Annotated in this window: 17 protein-coding genes; 9 read left to right on the top strand and 8 right to left on the bottom strand. The window is 67.9% G+C overall.

The window, feature by feature from the left end:
• Positions 1 to 41: 41 nt before the first annotated feature.
• The gene (locus tag ACIRA5_RS37710; protein ID WP_403698713.1) at positions 42 to 323 is read right to left on the bottom strand and encodes a metal-sensitive transcriptional regulator; all 282 of its coding nucleotides are present in this window, start codon (positions 321 to 323) and stop codon (positions 42 to 44) included.
• 73 nt (positions 324 to 396) lie between these two features.
• Here ACIRA5_RS37710 and ACIRA5_RS37705 point away from each other — a divergent pair, with 73 nt between their 5' ends.
• The 3 genes from ACIRA5_RS37705 (at position 397) to ACIRA5_RS37695 (ending at position 2,062) form a co-directional block, all read left to right on the top strand.
• Positions 397 to 969, top strand: a complete 573-nt coding sequence (locus ACIRA5_RS37705) for a rhodanese-like domain-containing protein (RefSeq protein WP_403698712.1) — start codon at positions 397 to 399, stop codon at positions 967 to 969.
• Positions 970 to 1,127: 158 nt separating this feature from the next.
• Positions 1,128 to 1,502 (top strand): hypothetical protein, encoded by a 375-nt coding sequence (locus tag ACIRA5_RS37700; protein WP_352050186.1) that lies wholly within the window; start codon positions 1,128 to 1,130, stop codon positions 1,500 to 1,502.
• Positions 1,503 to 1,702: 200 nt separating this feature from the next.
• Complete coding sequence (locus ACIRA5_RS37695; protein WP_060900065.1) at positions 1,703 to 2,062, top strand: helix-turn-helix transcriptional regulator; 360 nt, start codon at positions 1,703 to 1,705, stop codon at positions 2,060 to 2,062.
• Positions 2,063 to 2,476: 414 nt separating this feature from the next.
• On the opposite strand, the gene ACIRA5_RS37690 is transcribed toward ACIRA5_RS37695, so the two are convergent.
• Both ACIRA5_RS37690 and ACIRA5_RS37685 read right to left on the bottom strand, forming a co-directional pair.
• Positions 2,477 to 2,830 (bottom strand): VOC family protein, encoded by a 354-nt coding sequence (locus tag ACIRA5_RS37690; RefSeq protein ID WP_403698710.1) that lies wholly within the window; start codon positions 2,828 to 2,830, stop codon positions 2,477 to 2,479.
• A 232-nt stretch (positions 2,831 to 3,062) separates the two neighbouring features.
• Positions 3,063 to 3,203 (bottom strand): hypothetical protein, encoded by a 141-nt coding sequence (locus ACIRA5_RS37685; RefSeq protein WP_403698708.1) that lies wholly within the window; start codon positions 3,201 to 3,203, stop codon positions 3,063 to 3,065.
• A 246-nt stretch (positions 3,204 to 3,449) separates the two neighbouring features.
• Between ACIRA5_RS37685 and ACIRA5_RS37680 the strand changes: the two genes are divergently transcribed.
• The 5 genes from ACIRA5_RS37680 to ACIRA5_RS37660 all read left to right on the top strand — a co-directional run bounded on the left by ACIRA5_RS37680 (position 3,450) and on the right by ACIRA5_RS37660 (position 11,140).
• Complete coding sequence (locus ACIRA5_RS37680; RefSeq protein WP_403698707.1) at positions 3,450 to 6,140, top strand: SpoIIE family protein phosphatase; 2,691 nt, start codon at positions 3,450 to 3,452, stop codon at positions 6,138 to 6,140.
• A 493-nt stretch (positions 6,141 to 6,633) separates the two neighbouring features.
• Positions 6,634 to 8,724, top strand: a complete 2,091-nt coding sequence (locus tag ACIRA5_RS37675; RefSeq protein WP_403698705.1) for a SpoIIE family protein phosphatase — start codon at positions 6,634 to 6,636, stop codon at positions 8,722 to 8,724.
• Between the two features lie 94 nt (positions 8,725 to 8,818).
• Complete coding sequence (locus tag ACIRA5_RS37670; protein WP_403698703.1) at positions 8,819 to 8,974, top strand: hypothetical protein; 156 nt, start codon at positions 8,819 to 8,821, stop codon at positions 8,972 to 8,974.
• Positions 8,975 to 9,557: 583 nt separating this feature from the next.
• Positions 9,558 to 9,896, top strand: a complete 339-nt coding sequence (locus tag ACIRA5_RS37665; RefSeq protein ID WP_403698701.1) for a hypothetical protein — start codon at positions 9,558 to 9,560, stop codon at positions 9,894 to 9,896.
• Between the two features lie 38 nt (positions 9,897 to 9,934).
• A complete protein-coding gene (locus ACIRA5_RS37660) occupies positions 9,935 to 11,140 on the top strand; it encodes a cytochrome P450 (RefSeq protein ID WP_403698699.1) in 1,206 nt (401 codons plus the stop codon).
• Between the two features lie 298 nt (positions 11,141 to 11,438).
• Here ACIRA5_RS37660 and ACIRA5_RS37655 read toward each other — a convergent pair whose 3' ends face one another.
• The 4 genes from ACIRA5_RS37655 to ACIRA5_RS37640 all read right to left on the bottom strand — a co-directional run bounded on the left by ACIRA5_RS37655 (position 11,439) and on the right by ACIRA5_RS37640 (position 13,515).
• The gene (locus ACIRA5_RS37655) at positions 11,439 to 11,846 is read right to left on the bottom strand and encodes a thiamine pyrophosphate-binding protein (RefSeq protein WP_403698861.1); all 408 of its coding nucleotides are present in this window, start codon (positions 11,844 to 11,846) and stop codon (positions 11,439 to 11,441) included.
• Complete coding sequence (locus tag ACIRA5_RS37650) at positions 11,807 to 12,226, bottom strand: transposase (protein ID WP_403698859.1); 420 nt, start codon at positions 12,224 to 12,226, stop codon at positions 11,807 to 11,809. The genes ACIRA5_RS37655 and ACIRA5_RS37650 overlap by 40 nt, the downstream gene beginning before the upstream one ends.
• 181 nt (positions 12,227 to 12,407) lie before the next feature.
• Positions 12,408 to 13,418, bottom strand: a complete 1,011-nt coding sequence (locus ACIRA5_RS37645) for an HAD family hydrolase (RefSeq protein ID WP_403698697.1) — start codon at positions 13,416 to 13,418, stop codon at positions 12,408 to 12,410.
• The gene (locus ACIRA5_RS37640) at positions 13,396 to 13,515 is read right to left on the bottom strand and encodes an SDR family oxidoreductase (RefSeq protein WP_403698695.1); all 120 of its coding nucleotides are present in this window, start codon (positions 13,513 to 13,515) and stop codon (positions 13,396 to 13,398) included. The genes ACIRA5_RS37645 and ACIRA5_RS37640 overlap by 23 nt, the downstream gene beginning before the upstream one ends.
• Before the next feature lie 85 nt (positions 13,516 to 13,600).
• Here ACIRA5_RS37640 and ACIRA5_RS37635 point away from each other — a divergent pair, with 85 nt between their 5' ends.
• Complete coding sequence (locus ACIRA5_RS37635; protein WP_403698693.1) at positions 13,601 to 14,065, top strand: hypothetical protein; 465 nt, start codon at positions 13,601 to 13,603, stop codon at positions 14,063 to 14,065.
• On the opposite strand, the gene ACIRA5_RS37630 is transcribed toward ACIRA5_RS37635, so the two are convergent.
• Positions 14,062 to 14,460 carry a hypothetical protein gene (locus ACIRA5_RS37630; protein ID WP_403698692.1) on the bottom strand — a complete coding sequence of 133 codons (399 nt, stop codon included), beginning with the start codon at positions 14,458 to 14,460 and terminating at the stop codon, positions 14,062 to 14,064. The two genes, ACIRA5_RS37635 and ACIRA5_RS37630, sit on opposite strands and share 4 nt — an antisense overlap.
• Positions 14,461 to 14,717: the final 257 nt, after the last annotated feature.

Below are 14,717 nucleotides of genomic sequence, written 5' to 3'. Positions count from 1 at the left end.
ACCTGACCTGACCTGATCTGCCTCGGCCGGTCCCGGCGGATTCACGCCAGGGACAGGAACAGCTTCTCCAGACGGGCCCGCATCCGCTCACGGTCGCCGTCGGCGGCCAGGTCGGCATCGGTCAGACAGTGCTGCAGACCGGTCGCGATGATCGCGAACCCGGCCTTGTCCAGCGCCCGGGAGGCCGCGGCGAGCTGGGTGACCACGTCCTCGCAGTCCCGCCCCTCCTCGATCATCTTGATCACTCCGGCGATCTGCCCCTGCGCCCGGCGCAGCCGGTTGACCACCGTCCTCAGTTCCTCGGCTGCCATCGCAAGTTCCACAAGCACTCCCTCGATATACCCCCGCGGGTATCCTGTCCGTGGGGTGAAGCACCAGAAAGAGAAGGAAATTCCCGTGCCCTCCACTTCCCTCGACCCCGACCAGGCCCACGCCCGGCTCCACGAGCTGACCGTCATCGATGTGCGCACCCCCGGCGAGTACGCCTCGGGTCACATCGCGGGCGCCCACAACATCCCCCTGGACCATCTCGACGCGGCCGTGCCCGTCCTGAAGCCCGCCGCCGAGCGCGGTGACCTCGTCATGGTGTGCGCCTCCGGCGCCCGCTCCGCGCAGGCCTGTGCCACTCTCACCGCACACGGCGTCTCCGCCGCCACCCTCGTCGGCGGCACCACGGCCTGGAGCCGGCACGGACACGACCTGCACCGTCCCGCCGACGTCCGCGGCGTCTGGCCCATGGACCGTCAGGTCCGCTTCGTCGCGGGGTCCCTGGTCCTCGTCGGACTCGCGGTCGGACAACGCCGCTCGGCCGCCCGCTGGTTGTCCGCCGGCGTCGCCGGAGGCCTGGTCTACTCGGCCGTCAGTGGCAGTTGCGCCATGGCCCGTGTTCTGGCCAAGCTCCCGCTCAACCAGCCCCGTGCCACCGACCTCGACGCCACCCTCGCCGCACTGGCCACAATGGGGCAGTAGCAGTCGAGAAACGATGCCATTGCGCTCATCTCCGATCGCCGGATGTCAGCCTCGGAGATACTCCCCTCGGCGCCTCGGTCGTCCGCATACGGTGCGGTCACGCGGCGGGACGGGCATCGCCGATCCCGCCGTACAGCCGACAATCAAGGGGAGGCGCTATGGCGAGTGTGGATGTGTCGCTGAAGGAAATGATGACCGCGGCCGAGGGGGCGTTAGGGGCGGCCGTCGTCGACTACACCAGCGGCATGGCGCTGGGCACGCTGGGCGGGGGCAAGGACCTCGACCTCACGATTGCTGCCGCCGGAAACACGGATGTCGTCCGCGCGAAGGTGCGGACCATGGAGCAACTGGGGCTCAAGAGCCGGATCGAAGACATCCTGATCACTCTCGAATCGCAGTACCACCTCATCCGACCGGTCGCCGGACGCAACGGCAACGGTCTGTTCCTCTACCTCGTGCTCGACAAGGCGCGTTCGAACCTGGCGATGGCCCGCCATCAACTCAAGCGTGTCGAGGAGCAGTTGGAAGTCTAGGACGGCCGGATCCTCGGACTGACGTGCGCCCACGATGTGAAGACTTCTTCAAGTCACCACATCAGCATCATCCCAACAGGTGGATGCGTGCGGCCGTGAGCGAGAAGGATCGGCAGCGACGGGCACGTGGTGCGGCGGCGCCTTCCGGGCGTCACCGCACCAGGTGACGACCATCCCCACGCGGCAGGGAGCGAGCACCGATGCGGGTCCCCCTCTACCAGGCCAAGGCAGAGTTCTTCCGCATGCTGGGACACCCCGTGCGCATCAGGGTTCTCGAGCTGCTGCAACACGGTCCCGTCCCGGTGCGGGACCTGCTCGCCGACCTCGACATCGAGCCGTCCAGCCTGTCGCAGCAACTGGCCGTCCTGCGTCGTTCCGGCATCGTGGTGTCCATCCGTGAGGGCTCCACCGTCAGCTACGCGCTGGCCGGCGGTGACGTCGCGGAGCTCCTGCGCGCGGCCCGCCGCATCCTCACGGAGTTACTGGCCGGGCAGAACGAACTGTTGGTCGAACTGCGACAGAACGACACGTCCCTGCCACCGGTGTCCTCCGGCGGCTGAGCCGGTGCGGGGCCGTGGGCCGCGCCGCTCAGTCACCCTTTCGCAGGCGGCACACCGACCAGTTTCGTCAGGAAGCGATCGACCTGCTCCTCCAACGGGGGCCAGGGCAGCTCGGGTTGGTTGACGCGCACTGACACCGCGCCATTCGGAATGACACGGACCTGGCGCGCCTTGAACGTCCTCGACGCGCTGCTCGCCGGGCGGGAGGAACGGGAGGGGAAGCGGACGCTCGGCGCCGCCTGACCTTCCTCGCCCGCGCCAAGGCCGTCGCAACGGCGCAAACTCCCGGGTCTGGACGGTGTCCTCATTGGCCCGCACGAGCCTCGCAGTCGCCGGGACGGTGTTCTCGCCCGCTGAGGCCGACAGCATCACCGACTGTGCCGTCCCGCCTCCCGCGCCTGCGCGAAGACGCGGTCAGGCGGGCTGCCACAGCTCGACCCGATTGCCCTCGGGATCGGTGACCCAGCCGAATCGACCGACACCTTCCATGTCCTGCGTCTCTTCAGCCACGTCCGCTCCCTTGGCGCGCAACTGCGCGAGCATCGCATCCAGGTCGCGGACCCGGAAGTTGAGCATGGCCTGCTGGGCGCGGGACCCGAAGTAGTCGGTCTCGGACTCGAACGTCGCGAACACCGTCGGCCCGGTCTCCTGACGCCACAGTCCGTTCTCCTCGGCGTCCAGGCCCAGGCAGTCGCGATACCACGCGTTCAGGGCCGCGGGGTCGGCGGCCCGCATGAAGTACCCACCGATTCCAAGCACACGTTCCATGCCGCTATCTTGCCAGGACGGCGATCAGGCGGGCCGGCACCACACCATCGCCCGCGACGGTGCTCGCGGCTCTGATGCCCACGCACTTCTCGTCGGGCACGTGGATCGATAGGTCCGGCCGAAGGCCTGCCCGGAGTCCCCGGAATCCCGCGATTGCTTGGATTGCTTGGATTGATCGGATTCCTTGGGTTCCTTGGGTTCCATGCGTACGAAGCGGAAGGCGGTGGTCCCGTCACACGCCGCCCAGGGTTCGAGCAGACCCTTGCCGGGCCCGGAGGTGAGCGCCTTCAGGCTTCAGGCCGTCGATGTCATAGGCATCCATCAGCTTCTTCAGACTCCATGCGGCGCGCCAGGCGATGGCAGGCGCGGTCACGCACGCGCTGGGTGTCACCCGTGATTACCGTTGGTTCGTCACATCCGGCAGTAGGGATCAAGACCGTGTCCGGTGGTGACCGCGTCGAGCAGGGCCTGGAGCTCGGAGGGCGGGTCCTTGTCCGTGTGGTCCGGGCCGTGACTCGCACTCACCGTGCGTACACATCCGGGTACGTTTCGAACTGCCAGTGAGGTCGCCTGTCACCTGGGGGGTGATATTGATATTTCCGCGATGTTATATGGGCATATGCACCAGCTGATCGGGCGTATGCGGTCCTGGCGTGGGCTGCCCACCGTCGCCGGCCAGGTCTTCCTCCTGCAGGCCATTTTGATCCTGGCCCTTGCGGCAGCGGCGGTCGCCACCCTGATGTTCCAGTACCGGGCCGATGCCGAGCGCGAGGCCCGTACCCGGTCACTGGCCGTTGCCTCGGCAGTCGCCGCTTCCCCCACTGTGCGACAGGCGTTGTCCAGCGCGAATCCAACCGTCGTGCTTCAGCCGCAGGCCGAAGAAACCCGCCGCCGCACCGCCGTGGACTTCGTCGTCGTGATGAGTCCCACCGGCATCCGCTACACCCATCCGAACCCCGCGCAGATCGGCCAGCGCTACATCGGCAGCATCGCGGCAGCGCAGCACCGCGGGATCGTCATGGAGACGACTGCCGGGACGCTGGGCCCCTCGGTCCGCACCGTCGTTCCCGTCACCACGGGTGACGGGAGGGTCATCGGTCTCGTCGCCGCGGGCATCACGGTTAAGCAGGTGAGCCTGGCAGCCGGGCGGCAGGTGCCACTCGTCCTGGCGGCGACCGGCGTGGTGCTCTCGGCGGCCACCGGAGGAACAGCACTGATCAGCAGGCGCCTGCGCCGTCAGACGCACGGCCTCGGCCCGACGCAGATGACCCGTATGTACGAGCACCATGATGCTGTTCTGCACTCGGTACGAGAAGGTGTTCTGATCGTCGATTCCCAGGGTCGTCTGTTGCTGGCCAATGACGAAGCGCGGCGCCTGCTCGGGCTGAGGGCCGACGGGGACGGCCGGCCCGTCACGGATCTGGGACTCGAACCAAAGGCCGAGCAGCTTCTCCTGTCCGGCAGGGCGACCACGGACGAGGTCATCGAGGTAGGCGACCGGCTCCTGGCCGTCAGCCAACGCCCCATGGCTCAGCAGCCCGGGCCGGGAGGCTGGGTCGCCACGCTGCGCGACACAACCGAACTCAGCGCACTGATGGGCCGGGTGGAAGTAGTCCAGGAACGGCTCAAACTGCTGTACGACGCCGGTATACGCATCGGCACCACCCTCGACGTGACTCACACGGCTCAGGAACTGGCGGCGTTCGCTGTGCCCAGGTTCGCCGACTACGTGACTGTCGACATGGTCGATGCCGTGCTGCGCGGCGACGAACCGAACCCATTGCGTGCAGCCGAACTACGTCGTGTGGCAGTGGACGGCATACGCAAGGATGTACCGCTCTACCCTCCCGGTGAGCTCATCCATTTCGACCCGTCAACACCACAGGCATCCGGCTTCGGTTCCGGGCAGATCGTGCTGGAGGCCGACCTGGCAGCCTTCTCCGGCTGGCAGGCGCAGGACCCCGACCGAGCTCGCAGACTGGTGGCATGCGGGATCCATTCCATGATCGCTGCTCCCCTGCGGGCCCGCGGAGTGATTCTCGGCATGGCGACGTTCTGGCGTTCGAAGGAGCCGACACCGTTTACTCAGGAAGACCTCTCGCTCGCAGAGGAACTGGTCGCCCGCGCGGCGGTGAGTATCGAGAACGCCCGTCGCTTCACCCGCGAGCACACTATGGCGGTCACGTTGCAACGCAGCCTTCTGCCGCACGCGCTCCCCGAGCAGAGCGCGGTCCACGTGGCTCACCGCTATCTTCCGGCAGGGGCAGGACTCGGTGGTGTCGGCGGTGACTGGTTCGACGTCATACCCCTCCCCGGAGCCCGCGTCGCCATCGTGGTGGGCGACGTCGTGGGGCACGGATTGCATGCCGCCGCCACCATGGGGCAACTGCGCACCGCTGTCCACAACTTCTCCATGCTCGACCTGCCACCTGACGAACTGCTCTGTCACCTGGACGAACTGGTCACCCGCATCGACCAGGACCGGGACGGTGACGGTGAGGCACCGACACTCACGGGCGCCACCTGCCTGTACGTAATCTACGACCCGGTCTCCCGTCACTGCACCATGGCCAGGGCGGGCCACCTGGAACCCATCATCGTGCGCCCGGACGGGCATGCGGACCTGCCCGGCGTACCGGCCGGCCCGCCGTTGGGGCTGGGAGGACTGCCCTACGAAAAGACAGAGATACTTCTGCCCGAGGGCAGCGCCATCGTCCTCTACACCGACGGCCTGATCGAAGACCGGCAACATGACATCGATCAAGGCATCGAGCGCCTGCGTCGTGCTGTCGCACACGCCGGGCAGACGTCGGACCAGGTGTGCCGGGCAGCGATGGATGCCATGGTCCGCGTAGCGCCACGCGACGACGTAGCCCTGCTTGTCGCCAGCACTCGGCTGCTCGACGGCAATCGCACCGCGTCCTGGGACGTACCGTCCGACCCCTCGGCGGTTGCCGGCGTGCGTGCTGCCGCCGCCCGGCTCCTGAGTGACTGGGATATGGAAGAGGAGGCGTTCACCCTGGAGTTGATCCTCAGCGAGCTGGTCACCAATGCCATCCGGCACGCAGCCGGCCCCATCGGTGTGCGCTTGATCCGCGACCGCAGCCTCATCTGCGAGGTCTCCGACGGCAGCAGCGTCTCTCCGCATCTGCGCCGAGCCACGACCATGGACGAGGGCGGCAGGGGCCTCTTCCTGGTAGCCCAGTTCGCCGACCGCTGGGGTACTCGCTACACATCCGGCGGAAAGGTCATCTGGACGGAACAGCAGCTCTCCGCAAGCGACCAGCCCAACGGCCCGTCGCCCGCCTGATCCGGCCCCGCCTTGCGGCTGCCCGCGACCTCCTCTGCGTCCCGACCGTGCAACCGGGGCCGCGAGTGCAACGCTGTAGGTGCTCGCGGCTCAATGCACATGCAGAGGTTTTGACCTGGGTTGTCTCGCCGTTTCACCTGCGATTCGGGCAAGCCGAGTCTCAGCAGCGGCCGCACTTCCTCAGCCTGCGACACCGGGGCCCTTGGGCGGACTTTCTTGCGAACGACCGAGTTCGTTGACGAGGCCGTTGCCGAGCTGGAGATGATCGTCGGACTTGAGGACAGCCTCGCAGCCGGGGCTGCCAGACCAAGAACCGGCCGACGCGGTCCGCCTCGGTCCCGACGATGATGTGCGCCTATGTGGCAATGCGCCGACAAGCGTTCCGCAACCGCGCGCTGGGCCTGCAACGCAGGCGGCACGTCCGAGACCTCCCGGGAGACGGGGAGCGGCGTATCGGGGCCAGGTGCAGGCTGGAGGGTGGAGGTGGGTTGCCGTGGTCCAAAACGAAGCCTTCTCGCCGGGCGCGGGCGCTGCCGTACTGGAAGTTCTGTTCCACCAGTCGACTACAGGCCTGCTGATCTTGGACACGGAGCTGCGCATCCTACGGATCAACCTCACCAGGCCGGTTCTGCACGAAGCGCCCGTTGAACAGATCGTGGGCCGACACATCACCGACGTTTACGACCTTTCCGCACCCGGTGAGGTGGAGGCCCTGCTGCACGGCGTACTGGAGAGCGGCGCGCCCGTCCGGGGGCGACTCGTGGAGGTGCGTCCGAAGGGCGCACCGGGGCCGGAGTACCTGTTCTCCGTCTCGGCATCTCGTCTGGAGGACTCGCAAGGGAGGGTCTGGGGGGTGCTGGCGGAGATGCTCGATGTCACCGAATGCGAAAAGGTGGGCGCCCGCATGCGAGTCCTCGGCGCGGTGCGCGAGCACGTGGGACAGACCCTCGACGTGGTGGCCACCTGCGAGGAACTGGTGCAGGCAGTGGTGCCGGATCTCGCCGACATCGCCGTGGTGGAAGTGGTGGACGCCGTGGTACGTGGCGAGGAACCTCCCCTGAGTCCTCTGGGACCGGAGGTGCCGTTGCGCCGTGCCGCCTTCGGTCACAGCGGTGGCGAGGAGCAGATCCAGGCACATCCGGTGGGCGACGTGCGTGCCGTGCCGTTCCCCACGCCTTACGCCCAGACGCTGGCCGACCTCAAGCCCCGCCTCGTCGCCCTGGGACCCGAAACGCCCTGGTTGGCAGCCGACCCGCCACGCGCCGAGGCGATCCGCGCTTCTGGTGCCCGCTTTCTCATCACGGCACCTTTGACACTGCGTGGAACCGTGCTGGGACTGCTGAGCCTGTACCGTACCGACCAGGTCGACCTCTACGACAAGGACGATGTCGCCCTCGCCCTCGCAGTGGTCGCTCACACGGCGCTGTGCATCGACAACGCCCGCCGCTACACCCGCGAACACACCATCGCCCTGACAGTCCAGCGTCACCTGCTGCTGTCCCACCCTGCGACGCGGACCACCGTTGAAACCGCGCACATGCACGTGCCCTCAGAGGCGGGAGGCGGCGGCGGGTTCGACACCTTCGCCCTGTCCGGCGCCCGCACCGCACTGGTGGTCGGCGAAGCCGCCGGCCAAGGCATCCACGCGGCCACCACGATGGGACAGATCCGAACCGCCTCCCACTCCCTGGCCGCTCTTGACCTGGAGCCCGACGAGCTCCTGGCCCGCCTCAACGACACCGCCATAAGCCTCGCCGAGGAACGCGCGGCTCTGCCGCCCGGCGATCCCACGCCACGCACAGGAAGCTGCGTGTACGCGGTCTACGACCCGCTCGCCGAGACCTGCACCATCGCCCTGGCCGGCCATCCCCCACCCGTCATCGCCCATCCCGACGGGACCACCGAGATCCCCGACCTGCCGGCCGGACCTCCTCTGGGCACTGCCGAGGGACCCTCCTTCGCCGCTACCACCGTCTCTGTCTCCGACGGCAGCGTCCTCGGTTTCTACACCACGTCCCTGCTGCACACCTCACCGTCCCCGGACGCCCTTCAACGGGTGCTGGCCCACCCTGAGCGGCCACTGCAGGATCTGTGCGATGACATGCTCTACCGGCTGCGGAACGACACCCGCCACGGCGACGTCATCCTCCTCCTCGCCCGCACCCACCCATTCCCCGCCGACCAGGTCGCCACGTGGCATCTCGACCCCCATCCCAAAGCTGTCGCCACGGCGCGCACCCACACCCGCCGCCAGCTCGTCCTTTGGAGAGTCGATGAGGAAACCGCCTACACGACCGAAATGATCGTCAGTGAACTGGTCACCAACGCCGTCAGCTACGGCACCCCGCCTGTCCAGTTGCAGCTCATGAAGGACCGCACACTCACCTGCGAAGTCCACGACAGCAATTCCCTCGCGCCGCGGCTGCGCCACGCGAAGACCATCGACGAAGGCGGGCGCGGCTTGTTCATCGTCGCCCAACTCGCACAGAGCTGGGGCGTCCGCTACACCTTCGACGGCAAGACCGTCTGGGCCGAGCAGACTCTCCCGCCACCCACCCCAGCCCGCCCCCAGCAGCGGCCGTAGGTGTGTCACGACACGCATCACTCCGCGCCTGGCTCGAGTTCCCTCCGGACCGCCCCATGGAGATGCTGACCTGTCCGGAGCAGCCCCGCTGACCGTGGTTGCGGACCCGCGCGACGACGCGGTCCGCACTCGCGCCGCGTCGCCCGCACACGACCTGACGGCGGGGCGCATCACCGTCCCGCCCGCTCCCGGCACCGACTCCGCAGTCTGTGCCTACGACGCCTACGACCTGCTCGCCTCGCTGGGTTAGCCCGTGGCCGTCACCGGCCACTCCGGGGCGGGCCGGGCTGGTGGTTGCGAAGGGCCACCGCACGTGGCAGGCATCGGGTCCGGAGCCGCGCCGGGTGACGAGCGTCGCGGCGGCCCGGAGGGGGCAGGACTGACGGCCGTCCGAGTCGCGCTCACGCCCGTCCGACGTTCAGGCGGCCGGCAGCGCCTCGTCTCCCTTTGCGGTTGGCCGGTCGGGTGCGCATCGGCTTGCCCGGCAGCCTTCGCCTTGCGAGCGCCGTGCGCAGAGGCCCATCCTGTGAGAGAGGCATGCCGACCACCGTATGGACCGAGCGCAGATGGCTGCGGAGCCTACGGGGACCGCGGCCCGCGCAGGGAGCGGGTTCCAGATGAGGCCTGTCGTCGATCTCAAACCGGCGCCAGGGATTCGCGCAGCGCGTCTTTCTCACACCGGACGTCTTCGCCCTGCACGGCGACGAGACGCCGCTGTTCTCCCCTCGCTTCGCCGAGGCACAGCGTGACCGGGTGGGAAGGGCCGCAGCCGCCCGACCGGTCCAGGCCATCCTCGTCGACTACTGCGATGAGCCGACGAGGGGGGGAGCCCCATGCCGGCTGGGTGTTCCCTCGGCTGGGGCGACGATTTGGTCGTCGCTCAGGGGGCGCTCGACGAGGAGCGGTTCGTCGCGGTGTACGGGTTCCGCGGCCGTGTCATCGACACGGCGTCCTTCGACGGTGCCAAGTGGCTGGGGTGCTACGAGCGGCAGATCGCCGCCGGCGCGCCGTTCCCGCCGGAGTACCGCACGGGCTACCGCCGCACGGAAACGCTGCAGCCGCTCGACCCGGCCTTCCCCGACCCCCGCCTACCCACCCACGGGCCCACCGTCACGCTGACGGGTCACTCACCGAGCGAGGGGCGTGTCGAGTTCGTCCCGTCGCATGCCTGATCACCGGCCCTGTGCCGCCCGGACCCCGAGGAGACACCATGACGCCCGGCCCCATCTCCGCACAGATCACCGACTACGCCAATCGAGCCGATCCGTACCCGCTCTACGCGGAGCTGCGCAAGACACCGGTCAGACGGGAGGACGACGGCACCTACCTGGTCAGCACCTACTACGAGGTGCGGAGCCTGGCCAACGACCCGCGGCTGAGCAACGACACGCGCAACCGTCTACCCGGCTACGCCCGCGTCGGGCAACCGTCGGAGGAGACCGGCCTGCCGCCCAGCTTCATCTTCACCGACCCGCCCGTGCACGACCGGCTGCGCGGCACCATCAACCGGCCGTTCGGTCCCCCGCACAGCCCCAGATTCCTCGACGGCATGCGCGGAGACCTGACCGAGCTCGTCACCGAACTGCTCGACGCCTTCGAAGGCAAGGACCAGGTCGACATCGTCGAGGACTTCGCCTACCCCCTTCCCGTCACGGCCATCTGCAGGGTCCTGGGCGTGCCGCGCGAGGACGAACCGCGCTTCCACGGCTGGGCCGATGCGCTGGCGTCGTCACTCGATCCCCACTCCGGCGACGACGGCCGGGAAAAGGCACAGCGGGCACGTCAGGAGTTGGGCGCCTACTTGACCGAGCTGATCGAGACCAAGCGCCGCCACCCTGACGCCGGGATGCTCAGCGCGCTCGCTCCCGAGATGACACCGGCAGACCTGGAGGCCACCGCGGTGCTGCTCTTGGTCGCCGGCCACGAGACCACCGTCAACGCGATCACCAATACGACGCTCACCCTGCTGCGTCACCCCGATGTCCTTGAGCGGTTCCAGAAGGATCCGGATCTGGCCGTCCCGCTCATCGAGGAAGTGCTGCGGTACGAGCCCCCGGTCCAGTTCGTCCCGTGGACCACCGCCCTGGCCGACATCGACGTCGCCGGCACCACGATCCCCAAGGGCTCGCCGATCTGGCTCATGGTGGCCGCGGCCAACCGCGACCCCAAACGCTTCAAGGACCCCGACCGGTTCGATCCCGACCGCAAGGACAACGAGCACCTGGGCTTCTACACCGGCATCCACTACTGCTTCGGCGCCCCTCTCGCCCGTATGGAACTCCATGCGGCTGTGCCCGAACTGTTCCGCCGGGTCAAGGGCTTCAGCCTGATCGAGGACCCACCGCCGTACCGTGCCAACGCGGTGCTGCGTGGCCCCCGCCACCTTCCCGTGGCGATCGAGGGACTCAAGTCCTGACCGTAGCCTCGTGTCCCGGCTCGTCTACCGACTCGCAGCCTGACCAACGCGTTCGAATTCAACAACGGAGCCAGACCGGCGACCGGGGCAGCGCCTGGCGAAAGAGCCGACGGTTGGGAGACAGGGCCGACGGTTGGGAGACAAGGCCGACGGTTGGGAGACAAGGCCGACGGTTGGGAGACAAGGCCGACGGTTGGGAGACAAGAGGGCCCGTCTTCGCAGGACAGCGCAACTCCACGTACATCGGGAGCTTTTCTCGCCATCAGCCTGTCGATCTCGGTGACCGCGTTGTGCGGGATCAGTCTGGCCCGCGTGCGGCGGTCACCTGCGCGTAGGCGCCCAGGAAGCGGTCCCAGGTGCCATCGGCCATCGTGTGGTGCATTCCCAGGCCGCGATCGATGGACTTGAGCGGTATCGACCCGCAGATACAGGCCACCGGCACGCGCTCACTGTAGGAGCCGACGACTCCGTTGATCGAGCTCAGGGCGCCGACGACGTTCGTCACGAGGAGCGCGCCCATGCCGTTCAGCCGGGCACAGCCGTCTGCTGCACAGGACGCGTTCAGCTCACTGCAGTGACCGACCCATTTCAACGAGCCCGTGTCCTGGAGCTGCTGCTGCAATTCGAGGTTGAAGTCACCAGGGACGCCTTGGGGCGTTCGTGCTCTCACTCGCGGGCGGGCCTTGGCGAGGAGTTCGCGTCCCATGGAGCGGCGAGCCATGTGTCGGACCAGATCGGCCGCCAGATCTCGCGCGGGAAAGCGGTGAAGGCCAGTAGTGCGTGCTGGGCGGTGTCCAAGTGGGCCAGGGCCTTGGGGAATTCGGCTCCCAGCACGTCCAGCGCGTGCACTGTCTGGGCCTGTACTGCGTCGGTGTCGGGCTGTTCGGAGACGGTCCGCAGGAGCGTGGCCACCCAGGGCTGGGCGGATGTGGCGACCTGGCTGAGCAGGTTGCGGGCGTAGTGGGTGCGGCCGCGTTGCCAGGAGGCACCGGGCAGGTTGGCGCCCATGGTGTTGACGAGGCCGGTGTGGGTGTCGGGGACGACCAGCTGGACGCCGTACAGGTCGCGGGTGATCAGCGAGCGCAGGAAGGCCGGTCAGCCGGCGCCGTCGTCGCTGGAGGGGACGTCCAGGCCGAGGATCTCGCGGTGGCCGTCGGCGTTGACACCGACCACGCCACCCACAAGGAACAGGGCAGCATGATCCGCCGCCACATCGTCTGGCGAGCGTTGACCCGGGTCGATCACTTACGACGACCGTGAGAGCCGGTCAGGCGTTCGTGTGTGACAGGTGGTCGGGGAGGTCGGTGAGCTGTTCGATGCGGAGCACCGGATCGTCTGCCGTCGGCGATGGTCCACCGGTGACGAAGTCGATGCCGCGGTCCAGCCAGATGCCGGTGAGCCCCGCGCGGGTGGCTGCGTTTACATCGCTTTCCAGCATGTCGCCCACGTTGACCGCCTGTGCGGGGTCCGTACGCATCCGCCGGCAGGCGGCGGCGTAGGCGGCGGGCTTGCCCGCACCGAGCTCGGTAGGGGTCAGGACGGCTTCGAAGTATTCGAGGAGGCCGAAGCGGGCGAGCTTGGCGCGCTGCTGCTCGGGGTCCCCGTTGGTGAGAACAGCCAGACGGGGTCCTCGGGGAAGCCGTTTCAGGGTCTCCAGACATGGCTGGACATCGGGATAGCATCGCCAGGACTCCTCGAACACGCTGAGGTAGCGCTCGGCGATCCAGGCGTCCAGAAGGCCGGGGCTTTCAGGAACCGGCTCGCCGAGCACTGGCAGGAAAGAACGGAGCCTGCGTCGGTGGTGCTCAGCGAAGGAGCACTGACCGGCCAGGTATTCCCGCATGTGGCGCGCCTCCAGCGTCCACCACAACGTCACCAGCTCCTCCGGTGGAGCCGTCGCGTTCGGCGCGGCCTGGACGATCTGGCCGATCGTTTCCAAGACCGCGCTTCGATGATCGACCAGGGTGCCGTCCAGATCGAAGAAGATCACATCCGCCATAGGATGATCATCTCGGATGCCTGCCTCTGCCGCCAGAAGGCAGGTACCGCGATTTTCTTCGGGATGGCTGTCCAGTCGCAACAGAGCGAACGTTGTCTGATGCAGCACGAGCGTCTCATCGGGCGCCTTGCTTCTGGCCTGCCAGTATCGTGAGCCAGAGGCAAAGCCAAGATGTCTCCGCCACGTCGTCACGCGGCGGGTGACGGGCACCTCGTCCAGGACCTGCTGCGGCTGAACCTTGGGCTGGCCGCGCCGGTCAGAGCTGGGTGCGGCCGCCATCGACGGCGAGGTCGGCTCCCGTGGTGAACCGGTTGTCGTCAGCGGCGTGGAACAGTACTACCGCGGCGATCTCCTCGGGCAGAACCAGGCGGCCCATGGCGACGATGACGTCGACGGATCCCCACTCGCCCTTGACCCGCCGCCGGAGGCAGTCGAGGTCCTCTAGAAGGCGGGCGCCTGGAGTGCACCGCCGTCCTCTGCATGGCCACGGCAGCGAGTGGCCTGAAACCCGGCTGCTGGACGAGGAGTTCATGCTGCCGCTGCCGCTGCCGCTGCCGCTGCCGCTGCCGCTGCCGCTGCCGCGCGAGCACGGCGTGCGCTGCTGCGTTCAACTGGTGAGCAACGGCTACCTGAAGGCTGACGGCTGCACGGTCCTGGACGACTCCCGCCGCCCCGAGTGGCTCTTCGCCCGCGGGCCGTGGACGCTGTGGGCCGACCTGGAGTCCGTCGGCACGGTCCACCGTCGCCCGCGGCGTCCTAGCCGACTCCGCCGTTCGCGCGCACGTCCTCGGCGGCGGGCGGGGCGAGCCGTCGACGCCGACCGTTCCCCGCCCGCCCGCGCCGTCCGCACTGACGCCTTCCCCAGTACGACCCTCTCGTTCCGGGGAAGGCGGTCGATCAGCGTGCGGTGCTCTTGCGTCGGCTAGCGGACGACGTGGACGGTAACTGGCGTGGAGATGCGGTCGGTCTTCGCGTGCTGGTGGTGCCTGTCGGTCGAGTACAGGACTGAACGGAACTGCAGCTCGCCCGTGTGCGTGGCCTTGACGTTTGCGCGCGCATCGCCGTTGAAGCTCCGCGTGACGGCGTGCCAGTTGCTCCAGTGGCCGGGTTTGCCGGACCGCTCCTGTAGGACGAGCACGGTGTACTGCTCAGCGTCGTCGTCACCCTGGCCGTGTACTTTCACCACGTGGCCAGCATGCGCGGTGTGGGGGGTGGCCTGAATCGAGATGTCGCTCTTCGCGAACGCCGGGGATACCGCCATTGCTGCTGAGGCCACACCCAGCGCGCCGACTACCGCGAGCCGCTTCATACCAAGCTTCATGCTCAGGTCTCCTTGGATTTCTTCGTTCCCCTTGCGCCAACTAGGGTTCATAGCTGCACAATTGGCGCGCTTTCACCGAAGAAGAGCATTCGGTGCGCCAAGAAGTTGGCCCCCGATTGTCACTACCTCGTAACTGGTGTCGGATGACCATCGCGCTGCCTCACCGTGCACATACCGAGATGAGCTGTCTGACAGTCAACCCAGTCGTCCCAGGTCAGAGGCACTGCCTCTGACTAATTTCGTTGTCAAAAGAAACG

Origin of the sequence: Streptomyces sp. NPDC096311 (assembly GCF_044763085.1) — a bacterium.
GTDB lineage: Bacteria > Actinomycetota > Actinomycetes > Streptomycetales > Streptomycetaceae > Streptomyces.
Note: the sequence above shows the minus strand (reverse complement) of the source record. Positions and strands in the feature narration are given on the sequence as shown.

What these genes read in the sequence shown, in the direction of transcription:
- ACIRA5_RS37680 (WP_403698707.1), top strand. Translation starts at nt 3,450, where the DNA reads ATGCACCAGCTGATCGGGCGTATGCGGTCCTGGCGTGGGCTGCCCACC.
- ACIRA5_RS37655 (WP_403698861.1), bottom strand. Translation starts at nt 11,846, where the DNA reads ATGGGACGCGAACTCCTCGCCAAGGCCCGCCCGCGAGTGAGAGCACGA.
- ACIRA5_RS37660 (WP_403698699.1), top strand. Translation starts at nt 9,935, where the DNA reads ATGACGCCCGGCCCCATCTCCGCACAGATCACCGACTACGCCAATCGA.
- ACIRA5_RS37690 (WP_403698710.1), bottom strand. Translation starts at nt 2,830, where the DNA reads ATGGAACGTGTGCTTGGAATCGGTGGGTACTTCATGCGGGCCGCCGAC.
- ACIRA5_RS37700 (WP_352050186.1), top strand. Translation starts at nt 1,128, where the DNA reads ATGGCGAGTGTGGATGTGTCGCTGAAGGAAATGATGACCGCGGCCGAG.
- ACIRA5_RS37695 (WP_060900065.1), top strand. Translation starts at nt 1,703, where the DNA reads ATGCGGGTCCCCCTCTACCAGGCCAAGGCAGAGTTCTTCCGCATGCTG.
- ACIRA5_RS37665 (WP_403698701.1), top strand. Translation starts at nt 9,558, where the DNA reads ATGCCGGCTGGGTGTTCCCTCGGCTGGGGCGACGATTTGGTCGTCGCT.
- ACIRA5_RS37640 (WP_403698695.1), bottom strand. Translation starts at nt 13,515, where the DNA reads ATGGGCCGCCTGGTTCTGCCCGAGGAGATCGCCGCGGTAGTACTGTTC.
- ACIRA5_RS37630 (WP_403698692.1), bottom strand. Translation starts at nt 14,460, where the DNA reads ATGAAGCTTGGTATGAAGCGGCTCGCGGTAGTCGGCGCGCTGGGTGTG.
- ACIRA5_RS37645 (WP_403698697.1), bottom strand. Translation starts at nt 13,418, where the DNA reads ATGGCGGCCGCACCCAGCTCTGACCGGCGCGGCCAGCCCAAGGTTCAG.